Below are 26,580 nucleotides of genomic sequence, written 5' to 3'. Positions count from 1 at the left end.
AACGATGGGCCGAAAAGCCCTCTTACCGCCCCGACCAACCGCTTGGCGCCGCTTACTGATCACGATGTCGAGCGCCGTCCTGATCCTCGGGCTGGCGACCCCCGCCGCCGTACCCGCCCAGGCACAGGCCGCCGCCCCGAAGCCGCCGGACCACGGCCCCGGAAACGGCCCTGTCAGCGTGCTGGTCTTCCACGGCCCCGCCGACAAGCAGGACGACCCGGTCAAGCAGGCCACGGCGGCGATCAAGGAACTGGGCGGGAAGAACGGCTTCTCCGTCGACGCCTCGCAGGATCCGGCGGTCTTCACCACCGACAACCTGGCGCGCTACCGCGGCGTGGTGTTCCTGTCCGCCAAGGGCGCGGAGCTGAACGACGGCCAGCTGGCCGCCTTCCAGGCGTACATCAGGAACGGCGGCGGGTTCGTCGGAGTCCACGACGCCGCGCGCGCCCAGGCGGACTCGGCCTGGTTCACCGAACTGATCGGCACCCGCCCCGCCGGCGCCCTGCCCCCTCCGGAGAAGGTGGTGGAGAGCGCCGCCAGCGCTGAGAACCCGCCGAACGAGACGAAGGACAAGCTGTTCGACGGGAGCAACGACACCAAGTGGCTGGCCCGGACGCCGACCGGATGGGTCCAGGGGAAGCTCGAGAAGCCGGTCGCGATCGCGCACTACGCGTTGACGTCCGCCAACGACTTCCCCGGGCGTGACCCGAAGGACTGGGCCCTACAAGGCTCCCAGAACGGGACGGACTGGACCGACCTCGACAAGCGGAGCGGGGAGAGCTTCCCCCAGCGGTTCCAGACCAAGGAATACACGTTCGCCAACAGCACGGCGTACCAGTACTACCGGCTCAACATCACCGCGAACAGCGGCGAGCCCCTGATCCAGCTCGCCGAGCTGCGGCTGTTCGGCCCCACCGCCGGAGAGCCCCCGGAGAGCAAGCCGCAGGAGGCCGTCGTCGACCTCGTCGACCGCCAGCACCCGGCGAACAAGGGGCTGCCCTTCACCGTGAAGCGCACCGACACGTGGATGAACTGGAGTCCCAACCCGCTGGGCAAGGTCCACACGGTCGCGCAGGTCGGCGAGCACACGTACGACCAGGGCCTGAACGGCAACGGCGCGTTCCATCCGATCTCGTGGTGCCGCGACTACGACGGTGGCCGGTCGTTCTACACCGGCATGGGCGGCACCAAGGCCGGCTACACCGGCGACGAGCAGTTCCAGAGCCACCTCGGCGGCGCCATCCAGTGGGCGGCCGGCCTGGTGCGCGGCGACTGCCAGGCGACGATCGCCTCGAACTACACCGTCGAGCGGCTGACCGCGCAGAACAAGCAGGGCCAGCTCGACCAGATCGGCGAGCCCCACGGTCTGACCATCGCCCCGGACGGCAAGGTCTTCTACATCGGCAAGGCGGCCTGCACGACCGGCCCGATCGCCGACTGGAACGACCCCAAGGTCGGCCTCGGCTGCGGCACCATCCACCAGTGGGACCCGAAGACCAAGCAGGTCAAGCTCCTGACCACGCTCGCCGTCATGGGCAACCGCGGCAGCGGCGACGAACTGGTCAAGAACGAGGAAGGCCTGATCGGCATCACGCTCGACCCCAAGTTCGAGCAGAACGGCTGGGTGTACGTCTACTGGATGCCGCACGAGTCGATCGACAGGGACAAGCGGATCGGCAAGCGGACGGTCTCCCGGCTCACCTACGACGCCGCCAACCAGACCATGGACCAGGCCACCCGCAAGGACCTGCTGCAGTGGGACACCCAGATCCACAGCTGCTGCCACGCGGGTGGCGGCATGGCCTTCGACAAGGACGGCAACCTCTACGTCGGCAGCGGTGACAGCAACTCCTCCGGCGGCTCGGGCGGCTACTCCGGCAACAACTGGACCGCGGACTACAAGGGCGTCTCGTTCCAGGACGCCCGCCGTACCGCGGGCAACACCAACGACCTCAACGGCAAGATCCTCCGTATCCACCCGGAGCCCGACGGCACCTACACCATCCCCAAGGGCAACCTGTTCACCGGCAAGGAGGAGGGCGGCGGCAAGACCCGCCCGGAGATCTGGGTGATGGGCGTCCGCAACATCGCGCGCATCGCCTGGGACAACGTGAACAACTGGCTGACCGCCGGATGGGTCGGTCCCGACGCCGGCGGCCCCAGCGAGATCTGGGGTCCCGCCAAGTACGAGACCGCGACGATCCTCAGGTCCGCCGGCAACCAGGGCTGGCCGTACTGCATGGGCGACAAGCAGCCCTACCGTGACCGCAGCAACGTCGACGCCACCCAGCCCGCCGACTGGTACGACTGCGACCACCTGAAGAACACCTCACCGCGCAACACCGGCCTCGTCGACATCCCGCCGGCGCGCTCCAACATGATCTGGTACTCGCCGCAGGGCGGCGGCCCCGTCTACCCGAAGCGGAACGACGGCAGCGGCCTGCCCACGTACAAGCCGGGCGAGGAGACCCTGACCATTCCCTACCTCAAGGGCGGCGGCCAGGCGGTCATGTCGGGGCCGACCTACCATCGCTCCCAGGTCGACACCGACAGCGGTGTGGCGTGGCCGGCGTACTGGGAGAACAAGTGGTTCATCGGTGACGAGTCCAACGGCAACAACCGCGTCGCCGTGACCGTCGACCCGAAGACCGTGCCCGAGGCGGGCCGGCCCGTGTTCGGCGAGGACCTGCGCCAGATCATCCCGGGCGGCGGCGGCACCACCCAGATGCAGTCGTGGATGGACGCCAAGTTCGGGCCGGACGGCGCGCTCTACATGCTCGACTACGCCGGCGGATTCTTCAGCCTCCACCCCAACCAGAAGCTGATCCGCGTCGCCTACAAGGGTGGTCCGGCGACGCCGAACCCGAGCTTGGCCGTGGCGCGTCCCGTCCGGCAGAGCGACCCCAGGACGATGGCGTTCTCCAGCACGAAGGCCGGCGGCGTGTCGTGGGAGTGGAACTTCGGCGACGGCGGCAGGCCCTCGAAGGAGGCGAACCCCACGCACTCCTACAAGGACTTCGGCACCTACAAGGCGACGCTGAAGGTCACCTACGCCGACGGGACGACGGCCACCGGCACGATCGACGTCAAGGTCGAATGCACCGCCCCCGACGCCCGGCCGACGGTCCGGCTGCTCGACACCGACACCGGCGTGGCCAACCGCGTGGCCGGCGGCGGCTGCACGCTGAACGACCTGATCGACGACGAGCGCGACTGGAAGAACCACGGCGAGTTCATGAGCCACCTCAACGACGTGGTGAACAAGGCCCGCAAGGACGGCGTCATCGACGACCGCGAGGCGTCCGCGCTCAAGAAGGCGGCCGCCGAGTCCCAGATCGGCAAGACGAACGGATACGAGACCCTCTTCGACGGGACGGCGCAGTCGCTCCAGGGATGGACGCAGGCCCCGTCGGGACAGTTCAGCCTGCAGCCGGACGGCACGATCCGCGCTTCCGGCGGTCTCGGAATGCTGTGGTACTCCAAGAAGGCGTACGCCGACTTCTCGCTGCGGCTGCAGTTCCGTGACGTCGCGCCCGACGCGCTCCGCGCCAACAGCGGGGTCTTCGTACGGTTCCCCGACCCGAGAACGCCGCTGGAGCAACGTCCGGCGGGAAGCTGCGGAACGACCGGCTCGGCCCGTACGTCGCCCGCCTGGGTCGCGATCTTCTGCGGTCACGAGATCCAGATCTACGACGGCGACACGGGCGAGCCGCAAAAGACCGGCTCCATCTACAACTTCGCCGCCACGGGCCTGGACAAGGCCGGGGTCACCCCGAAGGGCACGTGGAACGACTACGAGGTCCGGGTGGTCGGGCAGCACTACACGATCACCCGCAACGGCAAGGTGATCAACGAGTTCGACAACACGCCGGGCAAGACGTCGTCCCGCGCCGGCGACCCGCCCACGGACCTGCGCCAGTTCATCAGCGGGTTCGTCGGGTTGCAGAACCACAGCAACAACGACGCGATCGAATTCCGCAACATCCGGGTGCGCGAACTCTAGGCCGGTCCATCGGCCGGGTGCCGGGCCGGGGCGCCTGCCCCGCCCGGCACCCCACCCCAGCCGCGCAGACTTTGAGAGGTGCATCGATCCCATGCATGTCCGATTGATCCATGCCTTACGCAGGACGTTCAAAGCCGCTGCCACGGCGCCGGGCCTGGCCGTGGTGCTGCTGGCCGTGGGGCTTCCCGCGCTCTTCCTGTCATCGGTCCAGGCCGGCGCGCAGCCCCCCATGCGGCTGACGGCCCAGGCGGACCAGGTGCTCACGTGGAACGCCGACAACAGCATGACCGCGTACAAGTCGACGCCGGACACCGCCACCGCGGGGCCCACCACCATCGTCTTCGAGAACAGTGCGGCGACCGGCAACACCACCGGCATGACGCACACCCTGACCTTCGACGTCTCCACCCCCGGCTACAACCACGACGTCAGCCTCAACATCATCGCCAGCCCCTTCGACGCGAACGGCGGCCGGCACCAGGCGCAGGTGAACCTCACCCCGGGCAAGTACCGCTTCTTCTGCGCGATTCCCGGTCACGGCCAGATGGTCGGCGAGCTGGTGGTCACCGACGGCGGCGGCACGGACACCACCGCGCCGCAGGTGTCGGCGCAGGTGGCGGGCGACCGGAACGACGACGGCAACTACGTCGGCTCCGCGACCGTCACCCTCACCGCGACCGACACCGAGTCGGGGGTGGAAACGGTGGAGTACGCGCTCGACGGCGGGGCGTTCACGGCCTACTCGGCTCCGGTGACGGTCAACGAGGTGAGTGCGCACACTGTGCGTTACCGCGCCGCCGACAAGGCCGGCAACACCTCCGAGCCGGGCACGACGACGTTCACCGTGGTGGCCCCTCCAGGCCAGGACACCACTCCCCCGCAGGTGACCGCCCAGGTGACAGGTGACCGGAACGACGACGGCAACTACGTCGGCTCCGCGACCGTCACCCTAACCGCGACCGATGCCGGGTCCGGGGTCGACACGGTGGAATACTCCCTCGACGGCCAGCCGTACGCGGTGTACGCGAAGCCCCTCGCCGTCACCCAGCCGGGCGCCCACACCGTGACCTACCGGGCCACCGACAAGGCCGGCAACACCTCCGACCCGGGCACGACGACGTTCACGGTGGTGGCGGAGCAGGAGAAGGACACCGCTCCCCCGCAGGTGACCGCCCAGGTGACCGGTGACCGGAACGACGACGGCGACTACATCGGCTCCGCGACCGTGACCCTCACCGCGACCGACACCCAGTCCGGGGTCGACACCGTGGAGCACTCCCTGGACAACGGCGCCTTCACGGCGTACTCGGCTCCGGTGTCGGTCAACCGGGCGGGCGCGCACACCGTGCGCTACCGGGCCACCGACAAGGCCGGCAACACCTCGCCGGTGGGCTCGGTGACGTTCACCGTGGCGGCTCCTCCGGGAGAGGACACCACTGCGCCGCAGGTGACGGCGCAGATCACCGGCAACATGGACTGGGCCTGGAACTACGTGGGCTCCGCCACGGTGACACTCACCGCGACCGACGCCGGGTCCGGGGTCGACACGGTGGAGTACTCCCTCGACGGCCAGCCGTACGCGGTGTACGCGAAGCCGCTCGCCGTCACCCAGCCGGGCGCCCACACCGTGACCTACCGGGCCACCGACAAGGCCGGCAACACCTCGGCTGTCGGCACGGCCAGGTTCATGCTGGTCAAGTCCGCACCGGGCCCGGGATGCCCGAAGCCGGGCAAGGGCTGTAAGGACACGTGACCCCAGCCGGCGGGCGGCCTCCCTCTTGAACGCCGCCCGCCGGTCTCGGCGCGTATCCCTCGCAAACCGCCCTCGCAGACCGAGAGGTCGGCCACGCAGCTCGGTGATACTCGTTGATCAGTCCAGCACCGGTCCTTCGGCGAGCCAGTCGGTCGCCCCCGCCGCCCACTTGCGGAGGCCGCCAGGAATGTCTCCGCCACTACGTCCTCGGCTTGGGCTGGGCCGAGGCGTTGGGAGACATAGAAGTCACTCCCGGAGTCTGCTTCCGGCCGGAAGTAGAGCAGGGTCGGTTACGCCTCCGCACGGGCGGTTGACCTCAACTGCGGTTGAGATTGCACGATGACGGCCGGGGCGTTGCCCCACATCCGACCGTGAGGAGTATGTCCGTGGGCACGGATTCCGGTTTCTATTCCATCATCGACCACACCGTTGATGGCTTTGACACGCAGCGTGAGCTGGTGGAGGCGTTCGCGGAGATCCAGGAACGGTGGGTGCGTTTCTATCCCGGCTACCGCTCGGCCCGTTTCCATGTGAGCACCGACGGCACCCGCGTATACAACATCGTGCACTGGGCGAGTGAGGCGGACTACCGCCACTTCGTGGAGACCTCCGACACCGATGGCCCGAGATCATCTGGCGCGGCTACGAGCTCGCACCGGACGAAGGCCGAACCCCCGGCCCGACCGCCGCAGAGGCCATGGCCGGCTGGTGGGGCGAGCAGGCGCCCGCCCGCATCGCCCGGATCCGGTCGCTGGGCGCGGCCGAAGGCCTGGAGCTGAACCTGCATCTGGCCCGCCCGGTGAACACCTTCGACGCGCACCGGCTGGTCAAGCTCGCCGCTGACCGCGGCCGGGCCGACCAGACGCTGGAGCTGCTGCTGCACGCGTACCACACCGAAGGGCTCAACGTGGCCGACCTGCAGGTCCTGCGGCGCCTGGGCGGCGAGGCCGGGCTGAACGCCGGAGAGGTGCGCGCTGTCCTGGACGGCGACGACTACGCCGACGAGGTCCACGCCGACCGGCGCCGCGCGACCGAGCACGGCGTCACCGGCGTGCCCAGCCTCGTGATCGACGGCCGCCCGCCGGTCTCCGGAGTCCTGCCCGTCGCCGATCTCCAAGCGCTCCTGCGGTACGACCCGACCGGCTCACACGGCCTCCCGATCAAGCCCGACCAGCCACGCTGACGGACGATCCGGTCACGCTGGATCGGCTCACCGCAGTAACGGCGTCCAACGGCCCGTGGGCCCGCGACCGGCCACACCCGGCGGGCCCGCCCTGCTGTTCGGCGGCAACGCGAAGGCGACCTCCCCCGTCCGTGGCCTCAGGGCTCCCCGCACGCGCGGCGGGTCGAGGACACACGTGGTCGGCTCATTGAAAGGTCGGGCCGGGCGTCACCGAGGGCGAGCTGGTCCGGTCGCCGCGCGCCGACGCTGCCGAGCGGGCGGCCGCCGCGAGGCCGCCGCCCGGCCGGAGGCCGCCCAGCTGACGCTCCCCCGCGTCGGCCGACTTATGATCCCCGATGCCAGTGCCTGATCCGGACCGCCACCCGGTACACCGCTGATGTGCGGTGGAGCGGTGGGTGCTGGGAGGGCGGTTGGGGGTGGTGGGAAGAAGAAGTGGGCCTGCGACGAAGGATGGATGAAAGCAATGATCACCGTCCGGAAGGCACACTCATGACGGAGACGGACACGTGACCGCCGACGTGGGCGAGCAGGTGACCGACGCCGACCTCGTAGCCGGTTATCGGCGGAACCCCGAGCTGTTCACCGCCGTGCATGACCGCTATTTCCGCGACATCTACCTGTACGTGGCGGGCCGCCTGGACACGCAGGTGGCCGAGGACATCGCGGCGGAGACGTTCCTGCTGGCGTTCGATCGGCGGGATCGGTTCGACCCGGAGCAGGGGGGATTACGGCCTTGGCTGTTCGGGTTCGCCACGAACCTGGTGGCCAGGCATCGCCGTAAGGAGGCCCGCCACTACAAGGCGCTGGCCCGGCTGGACCCCGCACCGGTCGTGGAAGGGCACGAGAACCGGGTCGTCGCTTCGGTATCCGCCCAGCGCATGCAGCCACAGTTGGCCATGGCGCTCGCCTCGCTGAACGGTGGCGAGCGTAACGTGCTGCTGCTCCTGGCGCTGGGAGGGCTGAGCTACGACGAGATCGCACAGGCGCTCGGCATCTCCATCGGCACGGTGGGTTCGCGGCTCAGCCGGGCCCGCGCCAAGATCCACGCCCGGATCGACGGCGCCCTTATCGACAGCGCACTCAAAGGCAAGGAGACCCCATGAATGACCTGGAGGAGGTGGCCAGCCTGCTGGCCAAGCCGGAGCCGTCCGAGGAGATGGCCGCGCGCAGCCGAAGCAGGCTCCAGCACAGGACGCGGGGCCACAGGACGCTGGGCCGGGGGCGCGTCAGGTGGTTCGTACCGGGCGTGGCGCTGGTCGCCGCCGGGGCGGCCGCCGCGGTCGTGATCGCTACGGGGGCGGTCACGAACGGCGGCGCACCGGCGCAGGTGATCGCCGCGGCTCCGGTCTCGGGCAAGGAGGTCCTGCTCATGGCTGCCGTCAGCGCGGAACGTATGCCGCAAAGCTCCGGGACCTACTGGCACGTCACCGCCACGTGGTCGCAGAGTGACATTCCCCCCATGGAGAGCTGGACCTCGCGCGACGGCAAGCGCTGGACGAGGAACGGGCCGGGCGACCCTCCGGGCGACGTCGTACCGACCCCGGTCTCGCTCGCGCTCAAGGGCGCCGACGTGAGCTTCGCCGACCTCGAGAAGCTGCCGACGGATCCGGAGGCGCTGAAGGCGTGGATCGTCCAGCGCAAGGGCAACCCAAACGACATGTCCGCGTCCGAGATCCAGGGCGACCCCACCCTCACCCTGCTCGCGCTGATCACGGAGCTACCCGTGCCCGCGGAGGTCCGTTCCGCGGCGTTCCGGGCGCTCGCCGCGACACCGGGAGTCGAGAACAGGGGCGCGGTCGAAGGCGGTCAGGCCCTGCGGATGCCCGACCCCGACGGCAAAGAGAAGCCGATCGAGCTGGTCATCGATCCCGAGAGCGCCCGGGTCGTCCGTGCCAACCTCCTCCTCGCCGGTGACGGAGGCGTGGCGCTGACCGACGGGTACATCGCCGTGACCACCGATTGGACGGACGAGCTCCCCGAGACGCCGAAGGGCCGCCCGTGACCAGAGGCAAGGCATTACTCGCCGCCGTCCTGGTGACGGCGGCGACCACGGCCGCGACGCCGGCCCCCACTCAGCAAGCCACCCAGCAGCCCACCCAGCGGCCGGACAGCGTGACCCTGATCACCGGTGACCGCGTCACGGTCACCGGCCAGAGGTATCGCGTGCAGCCCGGTCCCGGCCGTGAGGTCTCCTTCACGCGGCAGGTCCGGGAAGGCCATCTGTACGTGATCCCGTCCGACGCCCTGCCGCTGCTCGCCCAGGACGTACTGGACCGGCGCCTGTTCGACGTCACCCAGCTCCTCCAGTGGCGCTACGGCGACGCCGACACCTCCGACATCCCCGTCATTTCGCAGGGGTTCACCAGCTCCCAGGGCCAGGTACGGCGGCTGTCCGCCCTCGGCATGAGCGCGGCCCGCCTGCCCAAGGCGAACGCCGCCCGGACCTGGCACGACCTCACCCGAGCCCGCACTCTGACGGCCGGCCGTACCAAACTCTGGCTGGACGGCCGCAAGGAGTTCACGCTGGACGAGAGCGTCAAGCAGATCGGCGCTCCGCGGGCGTGGGAGCAGGGGTTCACGGGCAAGGGCGTCACGGTCGCGGTCCTGGACTCGGGGTACGACCCCGACCATCCGGACCTGAAGGGCGCGGTCGCCCAGGAACGGAACTTCACCACCGACCCCGATATCCGCGACGAGAACGGCCACGGCACCCATGTCGCCTCGATCGTGGCGAGCCGCGATGAGAAGTACCGCGGGGTGGCGCCGGAGGCGAACCTGGCCATCGGGAAGGTGGGTGGCCGGAGCGGCATGACGGACTCGACCATCCTGGCCGGCATGGAATGGGCCGCCACCGAGGTCAAGGCCAAGGTGGTGAACATGAGCCTCGGCGCCCCCGACGGCCCCGACCTGGACCCGGTGGAACAGGCGGTGAACACGCTGTCGGAGCGTACCGGCACGCTGTTCGTCGTGGCGGCGGGCAACGACCGGCCCATGGTCTTCACTCCCGGCAGCGCCGACGCGGCGCTCACTGTGGGTGCGGTGGACAAGCAGGGCCGGCTGGCCGACTTCTCCGGCTCGGGCCCGCGAGCGGGCGACCACGCGATCAAACCCGACGTCACCGCGCCTGGCGTGGGCATCGTGGCCGCCGTTCCCGGAGGCGGTCACGAGTCGAAGGACGGCACCTCGATGGCCGCCCCCCACGTGGCGGGGGCGGCGGCGATCCTGGCCCAGCGCCATCCCGACTGGACGGGCGCGCGTCTCAAGGCCGCGCTGATCGGCAGCGCCGCGCCGGTCCAGGGGGCGACGCTCTACCGGCAGGGCGCCGGGCTGATCGACCTGGTACGCGTGCTGCGCCAGGACGTCGTGGCCCAGCAGGCCAACGTGTGGGCGGCGTTCCCGTACAACGGCTCGGACGAGCGTACGGCGACCAGGACGATCACGTACGCCAACGCCGGCGAGACCCCCGTCACCCTGGCCCTGGAGGCGGACGGTGAGACGCTGAAGCTGCCGGCCGGCCAGATCACGGTCCCTGCCGGGGACGAGGCGTCGCTCACGCTCACGATCGACGCCGCGGGGAAGGCGCCCGGCGACTATCCGGGCACGGTGACCGCCAGGTCGGGCGAGACCGTGATCCGCACGCTGGCCGGCGCGTACGTCGAGCCGGAGTCGTACGACGTCACCGTCAGCGTCGTCGGCAGGCAGGGCACCCCGGTCGACCCGATGATCTGCGAGATCTACGACGCGAGGACCGGGACCGTCCACGCCCTGTTCTTCCAGAACGGCGCGGCCAAGGCCCGGCTGCCCAAGGGCGACTGGAACGTCTACGCCTACATGTACGAGAAGATCGACGGCAAGACCGTCGTGACGATGTCCGACAGCCCGCTGAGGGTGGACGGCGACCAGCGGTTCACGGTGGACGCGCGTCAGGGCCGTCCGGTCAAGATCGCAGTGGACGATCCGAGCGCGGAGCTCCAGCCGGGGTTCGACGACGAAGTGGTCCACGGGGCCTGGAGCAACGGCGGAAGCCAGAGCCGGATAAACGCCAACAGCCAGCTCTTCGTCGTCCCGAGTTCCCAGGCCGGGCTGACGTACTCGCTGAGGACCACCTGGCTCAGCAAGGACCGGACGCCCAGCCCGTACGTCTACGATCTCGTCGACCGGCGTACCGGCGGCCTTCCCGAGGATCCTTCGCGCGCCTTCAGGCAGCGGAACCTGGCCAAGGTGACCGCGACCTACCGGGGTTCGGGGGAGTCGGGCAGGCCCATGCTCGGGCTGAGCTCCCGTTATTCGCCCGGCTCGACCCTCAGCGGTCCGGTCGGCGAGATCCCGCTGCCGGGGACGCTGGTCCAGTACCTGACGCCCGGGCTGGCGTACGAGAGCGGGCTCCAGGTCGGCGACGCGCTGATGTTCGGCGGAAGCAGACCGGCGAAGCGCGGTGAGAGCCGCAGCGAGGTCTGGAACGCCGCGGTCGTCGGGCCGTCGTTCCTGCTGCCGGCCGGCACGCGCACCGGCGACGAGCTGGTCTTCGCGGGGACGGGGATGTTCGCGGACGGGTTCGAGCGCAGGACGGGCTCGGACACCGCCGCCACCGGCACCGCCACGCTGACCAGGGACGGGGCGGAGGTGGCGCGGGCGGAGTTGTCCACCTGCGACGCCTTCGATCCGGGACGCTGTGAGCTGCGGGCCGCCTTGGCCGCCGGGACGGGCGCGTACACGCTCACCGCGTCGATGCGGCGGTCGTCGTCGGCGCTGTCCACGGCGGTGGAGTCGGTGTGGACGTTCCGCTCGGGGACCACCGCGAAGGAGCAGGCGCTGCCGCTGATGGCGGTCCGTTTCCGGCCCGAGGGCCTGGACGACGCCAACCGCGCCGCCGGCGGGAGCGTGACCCGGCTGCCACTGTGGATCGAGCGCGACCCCGGCTCAGGGCCGGCGGACGTACGGTCGCTCCGGCTGGAGATGTCCGCCGATGACGGGGCTCACTGGCGGGCGGTTCCGGTGGTCCGGAAGGGGTCCGGCTGGACGGCGGCGGTGCCGAACCCCCGTACCGCCGGGTTCGTCTCCCTCCGAGCAGTCGCGACCGACATGTCGGGCAGCGCGGTGACCCAGACCATCACCCGCGCGTACGCCGTGCGCTGATCGGCTGGCGCCTGGTGGCAGGTAGACCTGTCCCCAGGCGTCAGCCCAGGTCGCGGTCTCCTCGCGCCCGCATGGACCGCCGGGTCAAGCGTGCTCACGGGCGCCGCCGAGATCGCCCAGCACTCACCCAAGTACAGGGACAACGGCCGGCCGTTGAAAGCGTCTCCCCAGCTTGGGCCGTACGGCGCGGGTCTGTCCTCATCGGTGGAGCAGCGGCTTGTCAGCCAGACAGCCGGTGGCCATCGCCGGTGCCGAGCATGACCTTCCCGCGGTTGGCACGGGACTCCAAGCGCCGGTGTGCTTCCGCTGCGTCCTGCAGGGCGAAGACGGAATCCACCGGCACGCGCAGCTCGCCGCCGGCCACCTTCGCGATCAACTGCTCGAGGTCGGCACGCGGGTCGTATCCGAGCTCGACGAGGTTGGCGGACTGGTAGCCGTGGATGCTCACGTTCTTCGGATAGAAGTCGCGTGTGTCGATCACGCTCGGCGCCAGGGCGACGTTGGCCAAGGCCACGACCCGCCCGCCCGGCGCGGCGGCTTTGAGGCTCAGCGGGAAGACGTCGCCGCCGACCGTGTCGAGCACCACCTCGGCCCCGCGTCCGCCTGTCAAGGCTTTGACGTGGCCGAGGAGGTCGTCGCCGGACAACTGCCGGGAGTCGAGCACCTCGTGCGCGCCGAGTTCGGCGACCCACGTGGTCTTCTCCTTGGTGCCGGCCGCCGCGATCACCCGCGCCCCGGCCGCCGCGGCGATCTGCACCGCCGCGCTCCCCACGCCACTGGCCGCCGCGTGGATCAGCACCGTCTGACCGGGTTGGATCTGGCCGAGGGTGGTGAGGCAGTACCAGGCTGTCAGCCATGCGACCGGCAGCGCCGCCGCGTGGAACGGATCTACGCCGTCCGGCAGCGCCAGCACCCGCTCGGTCGAGACCACAGCCTGCTCGGCGTAGAAACCAGGTGCGTTGGGCTCCCCTCTCATCAGGACCTTCTGCCCGACGCGGAAGCCGTGCGTGCGCTCGCCCAAGGCGCTGATCGTCCCGGCCGCCTCCAGGCCGAGGATCACGGGCGGCGGGTCGGCCCGGTGGTAACGGCCCGATCGGAGGAGCGCGTCGGCCCGGTTCACCCCCACGGCTTCGATCTGGACCAGCACCTGGCCGGGGCCGGGTGACGGATCGGGCACCTCGACGACGTTGAGGACTTCCGGACCTCCGAATGCCTGCACCACTACAGCGCGCATGACTCTCCTCCGTGACACCGTTTGAACAGGTGTCAGCCTGCAACACCGGTTCAACTGGTGTCAACTGGTAGGGTGCTGCCATGAACCCGCAAACGTCCGAGGCCGAGCCGCTCCCCGCCTTCGTCTTCGTCGGCGGCCGACCGTGCCTGGACCTGGTGGACACGCTCGGCAAGCGCGGCACACTCGACATCGAGCGCCTGCCCACACCCGAGCGCCTCGGCAGGTGGCTGCGCGAGGTCGGTCTCGCCAACAAGCCACCGCCGGTCTCCGAGGACGAGCTGGACCAGGCCCGCAAGCTGCGCGAGGCCGTCTACCGGCTGGTGCGCTGCGTGCTCGACGGGACGCGACCGGACCGGCACGCGCTGGCGGTGATCAACCGGATGGCAGCCGTCGCCGATCTTGCGCCGCGACTGGAGGTCGCCACCGCTTCAGGGACGAGCCCGCTCACCGCGCGATGGCCAACCCTCACGCCGGTCGACGCGGCGCTGTCCACCCTCGCGCGGGACGGGATCGACCTGCTCAGCGGGCCTCTTGCCGCGAGGGTGAAAGAGTGCGAGAACCCTGACTGCACACTGGTGTTCCTCGACGACTCGCAGGCGCGCCGCCGTCGCTGGTGTTCGATGGACCGCTGCGGCAACCTTGCCAAGATCGCCAAGTACCGCTCGCGCGGGCGCGACGCCACCTCGTCCGAGGGTGCGGCCGATCGATAAGCGGGCACTGCTGGGTGGTTATGGCGAGAGGCGGCCGGCAGGATGCCGGGTTCGCCGCCTACGCACCCGGACCGGCCCGGTCGCCTGCCTGGGGCACGCCATTTCTCTGAACTAATCAGAAGTCGATGCCGAACCGGTGTCGCGAATCAGACTCTCGGTCAATCTGCGTCCTCGCAGCAAGAACCCGCCCAATGCACCATTGAACTCCTCAAGCGCCCTCTCCCATTCTTTGAGGCTCCGCCTGGCCTCGTCGCGAAGCCTGGCGCTGCGGAAAAGGAGGCCGGCGTTGCCCCTTACACCCAGATCCTTGTACCAGTAGATCGCCCCGACCACCAGCCTTATGACGAGGTTCTGCTGTGCAGTCGCCACCTGGCAAATTGGCGACAGCCTCTCCAGGGCACCCTGCGCGACCTGGAGACGCTTGGCCGCCTCGTCAAGGATCTTCACGTCTTCGTCCAGATCCCACAGAATGCGAACACGCCGGAATTCCAGCATCACTTGGCTTCCGAGATACTCGCACTCGAAGCGGACTTTATTCACACACGACGTCACATGGTCCAAATCTTCGTGGTACCCCACCACAAGATCCCACAGCTCCACTGCAGGGCTGTCCTCGTATCGCGCCAGGTCCCAGATACGTGAGGTGTGGCGTACCCTCTGCAGGGCCAGTCGGGACATCGATTCGTTGAGCATTCTGCTGGCCGTGGCACGTTCCAGGCGCTCAGCCTGGCGGCGGGTGATGTTCTGCAGAAACAGCAGGGCTATGGGAACCGCGAAGAAGAAGGCAGTGATACTGGTGATGAGGTTGGTGAGGAAGGGGAAGCTCGCCCACATCTTCGTCACATCTCCGAAGACGCCCAGGACGACGAGGGAAATCCCGGCTGCCCACATCAGCATGACGCCTCGTTTGAGGTGAGAACTGGCGTCAGTCCAAGAGTCGCCACAGAAGCGTGCGAAGCCGCCGACCACGTCAAGCAGACGTTCGCGATTTCCGGTGCTGTTGTGCATCGGCGTCTCCAAGCGGGAGGTGTTCCCCACCATGAGGATCATCTTGTCTACTACGATCGCAACGAGTCGAACGGCAGGCCTGGTTCCACGGCTGCCAAAGGGACGCTGGGCTGGGTCCGGCCGGAGGAGTGAACAAGGGACACAAGCTTGCTCATGAACGCAAGGAGTCGGCGTTCAGGGCTGCTTTCCAGCGGGTGATCCAGCGCAACGGGCACGGCTGGCATACTCATCATGATCTGGTTGCCGCGGTAGCGCAGGTCATTTGTGCTGTGTGGATTTTTGGAGCGCCACTGATGAGCACCGTCGTTGTCGTGTTGTCGATCCTGCTCGGTCTGCTGTTCCTCGGGACCGGCGGGGTCAAGGTGCTGAGTCTGCCGCAGTCGCTGGCGATCCGCGACCATCTCGGACTCCGGCCGAGGTTGTGGCAATTGATCGGCGTGTGCGAATCAGCCGGGGGTCTGGGGCTGCTCGCCGGACTCGCGGTGCCGTTGCTCGGCGTGGCCGCGTCGATCGGACTGGTCCTGTTGATGGCCGGTGCAGTCATCAGCCGGATCCGGGTGTCCGACTCGGCGGCGACGATATCCGTCGATGTCCTGGTGCTGGCGTTGGTGGCGGTTCTCGTGGTCGTACGCGCGTCGGCCTGACCCACATGCCCCGCCGACGGTTTCCATCCTCGGCGGACGTCACACCGGTGTCCCGACTCGGCCTGCTGACGACGGGCGCGGCCACCGTGCGCCATGGCCTCGAACGCCAGCGGCCGCGACCGTCATTTCGGGCCGTGACCCTTTGTCTTGATCTTCTTCGTCTTGACCTTCTTAGCCTGTCCAGGCGGGATGCCGGCCACGTCGGTGGAGAGGGGCGGTCCCGTACGAGCGCGCTCCGGTTCGCTCCTGGCGACCCGGCGCTGGCCCGAGATGAGGTGGGCCGGCAGCGCCGTGTCCGGCTCGATCGCGGTGGGCGGGGGCGAGGCCTCCGTCAGGGGTGGCGAAGGGTGCGTGCTCGGCTCGACGCGCCACCACGAGGTGGTCGCCAGCACGCTGACGATCAGCGCCGCGATGACGGCCGCCTGCCGCCAGTGCTCGACAGCCCACTGCCGGTACGGCGCCCGTTCCCCAAGCGGACGGCCGACGGGCGAACCGCTGATCTGCCCGCTGTCACCGTCAACGGTCGGAGGGTCCGAAGAGATCGGAATGACCGGTTGCTCACACAGAGTGGACAGTTGCTCGTGAAGGCGAGCCGCGTCCGTACGCCGGGCCGGATCCTTGTCCAGCAGCCCGGCGATGATCGAGGCGAGCGGCCCTGCGTGCTCCAACGGCAAGGGGTCCGAGGCCATCACCGCGGACAGGGTGGCCAGCTCACTGCTGCACCCGAACGGGGCACGGCCCTCGACCGCCGCGTACAAGGTGGCGCCCAGCGACCACAGATCGGCCTGCGGGGTGGCGGGGCCACCGCGGGCGCGTTCGGGGGCGATGTAGGCGGGTGTGCCGACGACGACGCTCTCCCGGGTGCGGCGCGCCTGGTCATCCAGGGTGCTGGCCAGCCCGAAGTCGGTGAGGATGGCGTGCCCGTCGTCGGTGATGAGGATGTTGGCGGGCTTGATGTCGCGATGCACGATGCCGCCGGCGTGGGCGGCGCGCAGGGCGTCCAGCACTTCGAGCCCGATTCGAGCGACCGCGGACGAGGGCAGCGGTCCCCGTTCGGTGATCACCTGGGCGAGGCTGGGGGCGGGGACGAGCTGAAGTACGATCCACGGCCGTTCGTCGGCGACCACGACGTCGTACACGGCTGCTATGCGCGGGTGGCTCAGCCGCGCGGTCAGGCGAGCCTCGCGCAGGGTTCGCCTGAGCAGCGCCTCGCGCTCTGGCCCCGGCCGGTGCGGGATGCGAATCTCCTTGACCGCCACCTGCCGATCCAGTAGCTCGTCATGAGCGCGCCAGACCCTGCCCATGGCCCCTCGGCCCAGCTCGGCCAGCAACCTGTACCGAGCCCCCAATAACCATCCTTCATAGCCTGTAACGGGCATGACGACATGCGTACCCGATCATCGTCCGTACATGCACACCCGCGATCTTTCGACTGTTGGTTCCCGGAGAATGTCGCCGGCCCGTCGATCACCGAAGCGATGGCCTCCTCGCCGCAGTGGCCAGGCAGGCGGCCGGCAGCGGGAACCAGCGCAGCCGCTCGAAGTCGTCCGGCAGGCCGGGCGGGCGCAGGTCGATCTCGTCGGAGCGGGCCGCCAGGATGGCGCGCGCCTCCTCCAGGTAGCCGGGCAGGGCGTCCTCGCCGGCCCGGACATGTGGGGCGGGCGGCGCGCCGGGGTCGTCATAGCGCAGGTCGGAAAGGTGCAGTGGCGGCTCGGCGGAGTCGCGGTGGTGCCGCCACAGCCCGGTACGGGGCTCGAAGCGGTAATCGGGCAACAACCGGTGGCCGTACCGGGCGACCAGTTCGACGGCCTCGATGAGGTAGTCGCAGACCGCGTCGGAGACGAAGTAGTTGAAGTTGATGCGTACCCAGCCCGGTTTGATGCCCTGGCAGCCATGCCCGATCTCCTCCTCGAAGGCCCGCGAGCGCGCGGCGTCGATGGCCAGCAGGCGGTGGCCGTAGGGACCGGCGCAGGAGCAGCCGCCGCGCGCCTGGATGCCGAGCAGGTCGTTCAGCACCGCCACCACGTAGTTGTGGTGCAGGAACAGCTCCCCGGACCGGATGCGGACCGACACGATGGACAGCCGGCGAGAGTGCCGGTCGCCGAGGATCTCGATGTTCGGGCTGCTCTCCCATCGTCGCAGGGCCCGCTGCCAGAAGCGTTCCTCACGAGCCTGGATGAGGTCGGTGCCGATGGCCTGCTTGAGCCGGAAGACCAGCCCGGCGCGGATCGACTCGACGATGGCCGGTGTGCCGCCCTCCTCGCGGGCGACCGCGTCGTCGAGATAGCGGTGCCCGGTGGGGTCCACGAACAGCACGGTGCCGCCGCCCGGCGCGGTGGGCACCCGGTTGCGGACCAGTTCGCGCCTCACCACCAGGACACCGGGCGTCTGCGGCCCGCCGACGAACTTGTGCGGCGACAGGAAGATCGCATCCTTGTGGTCGTTCGCCCCGGGCGCGCTGGCGGCCATCCGGATCGGCACGTACGGCCCGGCCGCCGCGTAGTCCCAGAACGACAGCGCGCCGTGCTCGTGGAGCAGCGCCGCGATGCGCTCGGTGTCGGACAGGATGCCGGTCACGTTCGAGGCGGCCGAGAAGCTGCCGATCAGCAGCGGCCGGCCGGCGTGGCGCGCCAGCTGGACACGCAGGTCGTCGCAGTCGATGTGGCCGTCGCGGTCCTCGCCGATGGCGACGGTGTCGGCGATGGACTCGCGCCAGGGCAACTCGTTGGAATGGTGCTCGTACGGACCGACGAACACCACCGGCCGGTCCTCCTCCGGGACCATCGGCGCGTACCGGCCGGGGACCCGCAGCTCCAGGATGCCAACGAGCTTGTTGATCGCCGCGGTCGCGCCCGAACCGCAGAAGATCACCACGTCGTCCGGGCCACCGCCGACGGCGTCGTGGACGGCGCCGCGGGCCTCCTCGCGTAATCGACTGGTCTGCAGCCCGGTTCCGGAGCTCTCGGTGTGGGTGTTGGCGTAGCGCGGCAGGACGTGGTCGCGGACGAAGTCCTCGATGAAGCCGAGCGACCGGCCCGAGGCGGTGTAATCGGCGTAGATGATGCGGCGCGGTCCGTACGGGCCCTGCAGCACCTCGTCGTCGCCGATGACGGCGGCGCGGATGCGCTCCAGCAGCGGCGAGGTCGGCGGTTCGGAGGCGGATCGTCGTGTCTGCACGCATCCAGGATCCCCCGCTCGCCGGCCCGGGCAACAGGCCGCCGCGGGGATGCTCGCCCGCACCTGGCCGGCCTTCCGCTGTCTGGAATCCACCTGGTCACAGGCTCCGACCGAGCTACGTCCTGTTCCCGTTCATCACGGGATCAGGGCTGTCGGTGCTTCATGTCGCTTGCTTCCTGCTGACGGAGCCAAAGCCCGGGGCCGCAGGAAGGTCGCGCCCGCGCACATCGCGGCCAGCAGGAGAATGCAGGCCCACGCGAACCAGTCGCCGAACCTGGTGTACAGGGTCCGCACCGCACGGTCCGGCAGGTCCGCGGTCACCGACACGAAGGAGGCTTCCGTGGTGCGGGCCTCGGCCAGCAGGCGACCGTTGGGGTCGCTCACGGTCAGGGCGCCCTGCCGGGACGCTCGCGCCACCGTCAGGCCGTTCTCGATCCCGCGCGCGATCGCCATCCGGCTGTGCAGCCAGGCGTCGTCGCCGAAATCCCAGGCCGGTACGAACAGCGCGGTCGCCCCGTCGCGCCGGTAGTCGCGGACCAGGTCGGGGAAGTCGAGATCGAAGCAGATCGCGATCGCCCATCGTCCGCCGGACCCGGGTACGAACGCCTGCGCCGTTCCTGCCTGGAACTCGCTCTCCAGGCCCGGGACGAGGTGGCGCTTGACGTACTCGACGGGCCGGCCGCCGTGGGAGGGGAAGTCGATGGCCGCGTTGTACTCGCGGCCGTCCCTGGTGAGGATCAGCCCGACGATGATGTCGAGGCGATGGTCGGAGGCGAGCCGGGACAACGGCCCGGCGAGCGACGGCAGGTCCGCCTCATCTACCCGGAACACCTTCTCGGGAAGTACGACGACGTCGGCACCACGCTCGGCCAGGGCCGGGATGCGGCTCAGGTAGCCGGCCAACAGGGTTCGCCCTTCGGGACCGGTCACCGCCACCGGGTCGATCGACCGGTCGGTGGCCAGCAGCGCCACCTTGACCGCCGTTCCCGCTTCGGCCGGCCGGAGCTGCCAGAATCCGTATCCCGCCGCCACGGCCGCGACCAGCGCGGCGGCCACGGCCACCCGTACCCGGCCGACCGCAGCGTGCGTCAGCAGGGCGGCGGCCGCGGCCGGAGCGCCCATCAGCAGGAACGTCACTCCCCATGGCCCGGTGGCCGAGGCGATCTGGATGACGGGAAGGACGTCGGCCTGGGTGTAGGCCAGGCTCCACCAGGCGCCGTTCGGTGTGACCAGCGACAGCGCGTACTCGATGACGGCCCACGCCGCCGGTACGACGCCGACGGCCATCAGCGGGCGTCCGCGCAACGTCAGGCCCCGGTAGGCGATCACCACCAGGCCGAACAGCAGCGCCGAACCGATGAGCAGGAGGACGACCATCACCGGCGGTATCTGCACCGTGTTCAGGAAATATCCCCACATGGGGGTCTGGCCTGCGAGCCAGGCGACGGACGCAGTGGCGAACGCCGCGCGCGCCGAGCAGCGTGGTGCCAGGACGAGGACCGGGATCGGCGCGATCCACGTACACCAGGGCACCGGCCGCAAGCCGGTTCCGAACCAGAACAGCGTGGCCGACAGCACCGCCGCGGCGATCAGCCACCATCGTTGTGATCTCATTGAGCAGACTCCTCCACCTGGGAACTGCCTCGATCCTCCGCACTGGAGCCCTGCCGCCACATCGGCGGGAAGAGTGATCTCCGCACTCCCCCTCACGGACCGCTCAGGCGCCTCCGGCGACGATGAGTCCCGACTCGTAGGCGAACACGACCGCCTGTACCCGATCGCGCAGCCCCAGTTTCGTCAGGATTCGGCTGACGTGGCTCTTGACCGTGTACTCGCTGACGACCATCTCGCCGGCGATCTCCGCGTTGGACAGCCCCCGGGCCACCAGCCGCAACGTCTCGGCCTCACGACTGGTCAGCTCGGTGAGGCGGGCGGCCAGCCGGGGCGCCACCCCATGATTCGGCCGCAGAACCAGGTCCTCGATGAGACGTCTGGTCACCGTGGGCGCCAGCAGCGACTCTCCCGCCGCCACCACGCGCACCGCCGCGACCAGTTCGTCGCGACGGATGTCCTTCAGCAGGAATCCGCTGGCCCCCGCGCGCAGCGCGTCGTAGACGTACTCGTCCAGATCGAACATGGTCAACACCAGCACCTTGGCGGACGTCGCCGAGCAGATCCGCTCAGTCGCCTCGATCCCGCCCATGCCGGGCATCCTGATGTCCATCAGCACGACGTCCGGGCACAGCTCGGTGGCTGCCTGAACGGCCTCGGCGCCGTCGGCCGCCTCGCCGACGACGGTGATGTCGGCCTGAGCGTTCAGGATCATGGCGAAGCCGCCCCGGAACAGATCCTGATCGTCGGCCACGAGCACGCGGAGCATACGTCTATCCAACCGGAAGCGTGGCCACCACCACGAAGCCTTTGTCCCCCGGACCGGCGTGCAGCGTCCCCCCGCAAGCGGTGGCCCGTTCGCGCATCCCGATCAGGCCGTGCCCTCCGGCGGCGCCGTCCCCGCCCCTGCCGTCGTCGGTCACCTCGACCCGCAGCGCGCTCGGCGTCCAGCACAGTCGTACCCGCGCGGTGCGCGCGTGCGCGTGGCGCAGCACGTTCGTCAGCGCCTCCTGCACGATCCGGTACGCCGCCACGTCGACCTCCGCGGGGATCGGCCGCGACGGGCCGTCGCTGGTCAAGGTCACCCGCAGCCCGGTACGGCCGGTCCGCTCGACCAGGTCCGGCAGGGCCGCGAGCCCGGGTTGCGGCTCCCGGCGACCGTCCTGGCCCGAGCGCATCGCGCCGAGCAGGGCCCGCAGCTGGGCGATCGCGCCCCGGCCGGTGTCGGCGATCGCGTCGAAGGCGGCCTCCGCACGTTCGGGATCGGCCCGGAGCATCAGCGGCCCGGCCTCAGCCTGGACGACGATGAGGCCGACCGAGTGGGTGAGGATGTCATGCATGTCCCGGGCGATGCGAGCGCGCTCGTGAGCTGCGGCGATGGCGCGCTCCCGCTCCATCCGCAGGGCGCGTTCGGCCAGCTCGGCGGCTCGGGCGCGGCGGGCGCGGGTGCTGGTGCCCAGCGCGTACGCCGCGACGAACGCCGTACCCACCACCCGATAAGAGTCCAGATCTTCCTGCGGCAGGACGAGCGAGATGTACACCCCGGCTCCGATGACCGGGACGGCCACCAGCCGCAGCAGCGGCGGGCTCAGCGCGGCGATGGTGTAGGTGCCGACCAGCGGCCCGTACGGCAGCATCGGCTTCTCCCACATCACCAGCGCCGTCATCGCCAGCCCGACCACACCGGTCACCACGAGTGGCGCCGTCCGCCGCCACAGCACCGGCACCGAAGCCAGCACGGCCAGCGCGACCACCCACCACGGCTGCCGGAAGGGGACCAGCGCGGGACCGACGGTGGCGGCCGACACGACGACAGTGATCGCGATGTCGACCACGCGTGGGGGTACGTTCTGGAACCGGGTGCGCAGCCGCTCAGTGAGTCCGGGCATCTCGCCCAGTATCAGGATTCATGCCGCCCGGCGCATCCCTCTCACGACGGACATCGTCCTTCACTCTCAGGAGTGGTCCTGGTGCCCGCGTCGCCGAAGAACGCGTCCGCCATCCGTTCAGCGCCCTTTGGAGAACATTCTACGTTCACCGTCTATTTAACATGGGACGTTGGACGTAGGATGTCCCCTCGTAACCTTCTCCCGTCAGGAAGGGCGTGGACATGCACGATGGCCATCCCCCGGAGGGCCGTGCCGGGCGTCGCTCCCGGCGCCGCCGGGCGGGCGCCGTAGTGGTGCTCGCCGGCTTACTCGTCAGCGCGTTCGCCGGGCCGGCGACCGCGGCACCGGCACCGGCACCGGCGGAATCGCTCGCGGCCGGCGCGACCGCCGAAGCCGCACCGTTCGTGGACGAGCAGGTGCTCTACAAACAGGGCGACTTCGGATACGGCTGCTTCCGGATCCCCGCCGTGGTGCGGGCCACGAACGGCATGCTCCTGGCGTTCGCCGAGGGACGGGTGAAGGACTGCGGTGACGACGAGGACATCGACCTCGTGGTGCGCCGTTCCGCCGACAGCGGCCGGACCTGGGGCCCGCTGCAGGTGATCTCGGAGGGCAACGGCACGACCCACGGCAACCCGGTGCCGATCGTCGACGAGCGCACCGGGCGGATCGTGCTGGTGAGCACCCACAACGGTCCGGAGCCGTGCCCCAACGGCTGTGACCGCGACCCCTGGGTGCAGTTCAGCGACGACCACGGGGCGACCTGGTCGGCCGCCAGGGAGATGACCGAGGGCAAGCGTCCGGAGTGGAACTTCTGGTACGCCACCGGCCCGATGCACGGCATCCAGCTCAAGCGGGGCCCGCACGCCGGGCGGCTGGTCGTCGGGGCGAGTTTCGAGAGCTGGGACCGGGTCGGCAAGCACATCTACGGCACACACCTGCTCTACAGCGACGACAGCGGGGCGACGTGGAACATCGGCGCCGAGACGTCCCGCGATGACGGCACGGTCATCGCCCAGGAGGTGACCGTCGTCGAGCTGACCGACGGGCGGATCTACGCCTCGGCCCGTGAGCGCGGCACCGACGAGGGCAGCCGGGCGTACGCGACCAGCAGCGACAGCGGCCAGACGTGGGACGCCCCGTTCCGCACCATGCCGGCGCTGGCGACGACCGACGTCCAGGCGTCGCTGCTGCGGTTCAGCGACGGGCGCATCCTCTTCTCCTCGCCGATGCACCCGGGCGCCCGGGAAGCGATGGGGATCCGGTCGTCCTACGACGAGGGGCGCCGCTTCGAGACCTGGGACGAGGGCAAGATCTTCTACTGGGGGCCGACGGCGTACTCGGACATGGTGCGTCTGGACGGCGACGAAGCGGCCCTGATGTACGAGGCCGGCACCATCACGCCGTACGAGCAGATCCGCTTCGCACGGTTCAACGAGGCGTACCTGGAGACGCCGAACGGCACCCCGCCCGGCATCCCCGGCCCTCCGGCGCCCGGCCCGACGACGCCGGACAAGTCGCCGTACCGCAACCAGGCGTATGTCCGCGGTGGCGCTCAGACCACCGACGGGCGGTTCGGCAACGGGCTGGCTCTGGACCGGGTGGACGACCGGGTGGAGGTCCCGTTCAACGACTCCATCGACCTCGGCGCGAAGGACTTCACGCTGACCTCCTGGATCCGGTACTCGGAACAGACCGGCTCGCACGCGATCCTCTGGTTCCACCGGGTGAACAGGGGCACCAACCCGCCGGCGCTGTGGCTGCGGGCCGAACCGGCCAGCAACCGCATCCGGGCGGTCCTCTCCGTCGACCGGTTCAACGTGACCGTGCAGTCGCCGAGCGCGTACAACGACGGGCAGTGGCACTTCGTGGCGCTCCAGCGGGTACGCGGCGAGCTCCGGCTCCTGGTGGACGGCGTACAGGTCTCGTCTGCGGCGGCGCCGCCCGGCTCGCTGACCCTCGGCAAGGAGTTCGGGCTCGAGGGAATCCACATCGGGCAGCGGCTGGACGGGGTGGACCGCTTCCGTGGGTCGCTGGACGAGGTACGCGTCTACCGGCGTGCCGTCACCGACGCCGAGCTGGACCTGATCCGGCAGTGGAACCTCCCGGTCGGCGGTCGGCTCGGGCTGCGGCTGCCGTTCGATCAGGTCAGCTGAAGCCGTTCGGCGATGGCGCTTGCCGGCCCCGGCGGGCGCCATCGCCGAACCTTGACGGCGAAGGACGTCCTACGTCCTGTGCTCATCGCCGGGGAAGAGCTCGGGCAGTTGTGCCCGGGCCAGTGGCCTGAGCCGTACGGCGAGCGAGGCGTCGACCGACTGGTACGGCCACCGGACTCGAGTGCCGATGTCGGCCCAGCCGCCGAGGTGGGCCAGGAACTTGTCCAGCGCGGGGTTGGCGTACCCGCTGTGCTGGAGCGGCTGGACATGCGCGGCGAAGAACTCGTGGATCCGTCGTTCCACGTCGAGCGCGGCATCGGGTTGCGCGACCATCATCCGCTGCCATGCCATGGCGCCGGCCGGGCTGAGGGCGGCGATGTTCGAGTAGGAGCCGGCGGCGCCGTGCCGCCGTCCGGTCGCCAGGTCGTGGCCGGCGACGAAGACGGCGAGGCCGGCCGCGTGGCGCCGCATCTCCGCGTACCACCCCGCGTCGCCGCCGGCCACCTTGATCCCGATGACCGCGGGAACCTCACGGCGGATCACCGGATACAGGTCGGCCGGCACCTGCGTCTTGGCGTGCGGCGGGTTGTACAGCACGAGCGGCACCGGGTCGGCGGCGGCCGCGACGCGGGCCAGGAAGCGCACCACCTCGCCGCGCGACAGCGGCAACCAGTCCGGCAGCGTCACCTGGATCGCACCGGGCCGGAGCACCCGCGCGCGGGCCACCCGGGCCAGGCAGGTCTGCGCGCTCATGTGGCCGGCGCCGATCTGGAACGGGAGCCCGTGCCGTTCGCACCGCTCGGCCATCAGCGCGTTGACGCGGTCGTACTCGTCCTCCCCGAGCGTGTGGAACTCGCCCGCGGTGCCGTGCGCGTACAGGCCGTCAAGCCCCGCGGCGACGAGCACGTCCAGTGCCGCCTCAAGGCGTGTCCAGTCGATCGACTCGTCGTCCCGGATGGGCAGCAGGACCGTGCCCCAGGTGCCGCCGAGCGACCCCGGCGTCAACGTCTCCACGGCGCCCCGCCATCCGTTCGGTACACGTAGAACATCCTATGTCCCCGGATGAGCGCGCGAACAGGCCATGTCCGCCCGGGGAGTCATCTGTGTCGTCGGCGTAAACTTTCCTCTACCGGGCTGGCCTTCCGGGACCAAGAGGCGGGATGTTTGACGCAAGGCCTTCGACGAGCCTGGGGGTGGCATGCGTACACGTGACGATGCGTCACTTCAGGAGCGTATCGTCGCCCTGATCCACGAGCGCGGACTGGCCCCCGGGTCACCGATGCCGACCGAAGTGCAGTTGATGGAGCTGCTCGGGGCGAGCCGCAACAGCGTCCGCGAGGCCGTGCGGGCCCTGCAGGCGTTGGGCATCGTCGAGATCCGGCACGGACATGGGACGTTCGTCGGGCACGCGTCGCTCGACGCGCTGACTCCGTCGTTCGCCTTCCGGGTGCGTTCGGGGCCGGGCGGGATCCGCGCGCTGCACGATCTGGTCGAGGTCCGCGAGCTGCTCGAGACCGGGCTGATCGGCCAGGTGGCTCAGAGCACCAGCGCCCCCCGGCTCGCCGCGTTGGAGGCCCTGGCCAATGGCATGGATCGGGACCGGGAAGCCGATCGGGCGTTCCACGCGCTGCTGTACGACTCGTGCGGCAACGAGCTGGTGCTGCAGCTGATCGGCCTGTTCTGGGACGTCTACCACGAGGTCGAGCCGACGCTCGGCCCGCCGGAGGAGCGGAGCGCCGAGATCGCGGTCAACCACCGCCGGATCGTGGCGGCGCTTCGCGCTCGGGACGCCGAGGCCGCACGGGAGGCGATGCGGCTGCACTTCCGCGACGTCAAGGCGCGCATCGAGCGGGCGGAGGCCCGGGCCGTACCCGCGCCGACCTGACCCCGGTCACACCGGTCCGACGACAGCGAGGCTGACCGTAACGCGCATTCGGCGCGCTTTGCCAGGAAGCCTTAAGGATCAATCGGTTGATCGCCGTATTGAGCGCTATTAGCCTGCATCCCACCCTCATCGTCGGACAATTGTAAAGAAGGCGGTCATGGCGATAGCCCGACATATCCGCAGAACCTTAG

Annotated in this window: 18 protein-coding genes and 1 pseudogene; 11 read left to right on the top strand and 8 right to left on the bottom strand. The window is 69.9% G+C overall.

Going from position 1 to position 26,580, the window contains the following annotated elements; all coding sequences use genetic code 11:
• Positions 1-64: 64 nt before the first annotated feature.
• The 7 genes and pseudogenes from ABZX61_RS49125 (at position 65) to ABZX61_RS49095 (ending at position 12,075) form a co-directional block, all read left to right on the top strand.
• Positions 65-4,003: a ThuA domain-containing protein gene (locus tag ABZX61_RS49125; protein WP_355205729.1), complete on the top strand. Its 3,939-nt coding sequence runs from the start codon at positions 65-67 to the stop codon at positions 4,001-4,003.
• Positions 4,004-4,094: 91 nt separating this feature from the next.
• Positions 4,095-5,756, top strand: coding sequence for a hypothetical protein (locus ABZX61_RS49120; RefSeq protein ID WP_355205726.1), 1,662 nt, complete (start codon positions 4,095-4,097; stop codon positions 5,754-5,756).
• Between the two features lie 380 nt (positions 5,757-6,136).
• Positions 6,137-6,352: pseudogene (locus ABZX61_RS49115) on the top strand (antibiotic biosynthesis monooxygenase); the annotation flags it as partial.
• Positions 6,353-6,384: 32 nt separating this feature from the next.
• The gene (locus tag ABZX61_RS49110; protein WP_355206059.1) at positions 6,385-6,939 is read left to right on the top strand and encodes a DsbA family oxidoreductase; all 555 of its coding nucleotides are present in this window, start codon (positions 6,385-6,387) and stop codon (positions 6,937-6,939) included.
• A 506-nt stretch (positions 6,940-7,445) separates the two neighbouring features.
• Positions 7,446-8,042, top strand: coding sequence for an RNA polymerase sigma factor (locus ABZX61_RS49105; RefSeq protein ID WP_355205724.1), 597 nt, complete (start codon positions 7,446-7,448; stop codon positions 8,040-8,042).
• A complete protein-coding gene (locus tag ABZX61_RS49100) occupies positions 8,039-8,941 on the top strand; it encodes a CU044_5270 family protein (RefSeq protein ID WP_355205721.1) in 903 nt (300 codons plus the stop codon). The genes ABZX61_RS49105 and ABZX61_RS49100 overlap by 4 nt, the downstream gene beginning before the upstream one ends.
• Positions 8,938-12,075: a S8 family serine peptidase gene (locus ABZX61_RS49095; RefSeq protein WP_355205718.1), complete on the top strand. Its 3,138-nt coding sequence runs from the start codon at positions 8,938-8,940 to the stop codon at positions 12,073-12,075. Before ABZX61_RS49100 ends, ABZX61_RS49095 begins: the two co-directional genes overlap by 4 nt.
• 220 nt (positions 12,076-12,295) lie before the next feature.
• Here the strand turns inward: ABZX61_RS49095 and ABZX61_RS49090 are convergent, their stop codons facing one another.
• Positions 12,296-13,309 (bottom strand): zinc-binding dehydrogenase, encoded by a 1,014-nt coding sequence (locus tag ABZX61_RS49090; protein ID WP_355205715.1) that lies wholly within the window; start codon positions 13,307-13,309, stop codon positions 12,296-12,298.
• 80 nt (positions 13,310-13,389) lie between these two features.
• On the opposite strand from ABZX61_RS49090, the gene ABZX61_RS49085 reads away from it, so the two are divergent.
• Complete coding sequence (locus ABZX61_RS49085) at positions 13,390-14,019, top strand: CGNR zinc finger domain-containing protein (protein WP_355205712.1); 630 nt, start codon at positions 13,390-13,392, stop codon at positions 14,017-14,019.
• A gap of 111 nt (positions 14,020-14,130) precedes the next feature.
• Here ABZX61_RS49085 and ABZX61_RS49080 read toward each other — a convergent pair whose 3' ends face one another.
• Positions 14,131-15,027 (bottom strand): hypothetical protein, encoded by an 897-nt coding sequence (locus ABZX61_RS49080; RefSeq protein WP_355205709.1) that lies wholly within the window; start codon positions 15,025-15,027, stop codon positions 14,131-14,133.
• A gap of 128 nt (positions 15,028-15,155) precedes the next feature.
• Here ABZX61_RS49080 and ABZX61_RS49075 point away from each other — a divergent pair, with 128 nt between their 5' ends.
• Positions 15,156-15,671 carry a DoxX family protein gene (locus tag ABZX61_RS49075; protein WP_355205706.1) on the top strand — a complete coding sequence of 172 codons (516 nt, stop codon included), beginning with the start codon at positions 15,156-15,158 and terminating at the stop codon, positions 15,669-15,671.
• A 122-nt stretch (positions 15,672-15,793) separates the two neighbouring features.
• Here ABZX61_RS49075 and ABZX61_RS49070 read toward each other — a convergent pair whose 3' ends face one another.
• From ABZX61_RS49070 to ABZX61_RS49050, 5 genes are all read right to left on the bottom strand, one after another.
• The gene (locus ABZX61_RS49070) at positions 15,794-17,020 is read right to left on the bottom strand and encodes a serine/threonine-protein kinase (RefSeq protein ID WP_355205704.1); all 1,227 of its coding nucleotides are present in this window, start codon (positions 17,018-17,020) and stop codon (positions 15,794-15,796) included.
• A 118-nt stretch (positions 17,021-17,138) separates the two neighbouring features.
• Positions 17,139-18,848, bottom strand: coding sequence for an aminotransferase class V-fold PLP-dependent enzyme (locus ABZX61_RS49065; protein WP_355205701.1), 1,710 nt, complete (start codon positions 18,846-18,848; stop codon positions 17,139-17,141).
• 135 nt (positions 18,849-18,983) lie between these two features.
• On the bottom strand, positions 18,984-20,462 hold the full coding sequence (locus tag ABZX61_RS49060; protein ID WP_355205698.1) for a nitrilase-related carbon-nitrogen hydrolase: 1,479 nt from the start codon (positions 20,460-20,462) through the stop codon (positions 18,984-18,986).
• A gap of 103 nt (positions 20,463-20,565) precedes the next feature.
• A complete protein-coding gene (locus ABZX61_RS49055) occupies positions 20,566-21,228 on the bottom strand; it encodes a response regulator transcription factor (protein ID WP_355205696.1) in 663 nt (220 codons plus the stop codon).
• Between the two features lie 4 nt (positions 21,229-21,232).
• Positions 21,233-22,348 (bottom strand): histidine kinase, encoded by a 1,116-nt coding sequence (locus ABZX61_RS49050; protein WP_355205693.1) that lies wholly within the window; start codon positions 22,346-22,348, stop codon positions 21,233-21,235.
• Between the two features lie 221 nt (positions 22,349-22,569).
• Here ABZX61_RS49050 and ABZX61_RS49045 point away from each other — a divergent pair, with 221 nt between their 5' ends.
• Complete coding sequence (locus ABZX61_RS49045; protein ID WP_355206056.1) at positions 22,570-24,504, top strand: sialidase family protein; 1,935 nt, start codon at positions 22,570-22,572, stop codon at positions 24,502-24,504.
• A gap of 69 nt (positions 24,505-24,573) precedes the next feature.
• Here the strand turns inward: ABZX61_RS49045 and ABZX61_RS49040 are convergent, their stop codons facing one another.
• Positions 24,574-25,518: a dihydrodipicolinate synthase family protein gene (locus ABZX61_RS49040; RefSeq protein WP_355205691.1), complete on the bottom strand. Its 945-nt coding sequence runs from the start codon at positions 25,516-25,518 to the stop codon at positions 24,574-24,576.
• 184 nt (positions 25,519-25,702) lie between these two features.
• On the opposite strand from ABZX61_RS49040, the gene ABZX61_RS49035 reads away from it, so the two are divergent.
• Positions 25,703-26,389, top strand: coding sequence for an FCD domain-containing protein (locus tag ABZX61_RS49035; RefSeq protein WP_350738788.1), 687 nt, complete (start codon positions 25,703-25,705; stop codon positions 26,387-26,389).
• The last annotated feature ends 191 nt before the right edge of the window (positions 26,390-26,580 follow it).

Origin of the sequence: Nonomuraea sp. NPDC003709 (assembly GCF_040610775.1) — a bacterium.
GTDB classification, from domain to species: domain Bacteria; phylum Actinomycetota; class Actinomycetes; order Streptosporangiales; family Streptosporangiaceae; genus Nonomuraea; species Nonomuraea angiospora_A.
Note: the sequence above shows the minus strand (reverse complement) of the source record. Positions and strands in the feature narration are given on the sequence as shown.

Coding starts and splice junctions, on each gene's coding strand:
- ABZX61_RS49125 (WP_355205729.1), top strand. CDS start 65: ATGTCGAGCGCCGTCCTGATCCTCGGGCTGGCGACCCCCGCCGCCGTA.
- ABZX61_RS49120 (WP_355205726.1), top strand. CDS start 4,095: ATGCATGTCCGATTGATCCATGCCTTACGCAGGACGTTCAAAGCCGCT.
- ABZX61_RS49100 (WP_355205721.1), top strand. CDS start 8,039: ATGAATGACCTGGAGGAGGTGGCCAGCCTGCTGGCCAAGCCGGAGCCG.
- ABZX61_RS49090 (WP_355205715.1), bottom strand. CDS start 13,309: ATGCGCGCTGTAGTGGTGCAGGCATTCGGAGGTCCGGAAGTCCTCAAC.
- ABZX61_RS49085 (WP_355205712.1), top strand. CDS start 13,390: ATGAACCCGCAAACGTCCGAGGCCGAGCCGCTCCCCGCCTTCGTCTTC.
- ABZX61_RS49080 (WP_355205709.1), bottom strand. CDS start 15,027: ATGCACAACAGCACCGGAAATCGCGAACGTCTGCTTGACGTGGTCGGC.
- ABZX61_RS49060 (WP_355205698.1), bottom strand. CDS start 20,462: ATGAGATCACAACGATGGTGGCTGATCGCCGCGGCGGTGCTGTCGGCC.
- ABZX61_RS49055 (WP_355205696.1), bottom strand. CDS start 21,228: ATGCTCCGCGTGCTCGTGGCCGACGATCAGGATCTGTTCCGGGGCGGC.
- ABZX61_RS49050 (WP_355205693.1), bottom strand. CDS start 22,348: ATGCCCGGACTCACTGAGCGGCTGCGCACCCGGTTCCAGAACGTACCC.
- ABZX61_RS49045 (WP_355206056.1), top strand. CDS start 22,570: ATGCACGATGGCCATCCCCCGGAGGGCCGTGCCGGGCGTCGCTCCCGG.
- ABZX61_RS49035 (WP_350738788.1), top strand. CDS start 25,703: ATGCGTACACGTGACGATGCGTCACTTCAGGAGCGTATCGTCGCCCTG.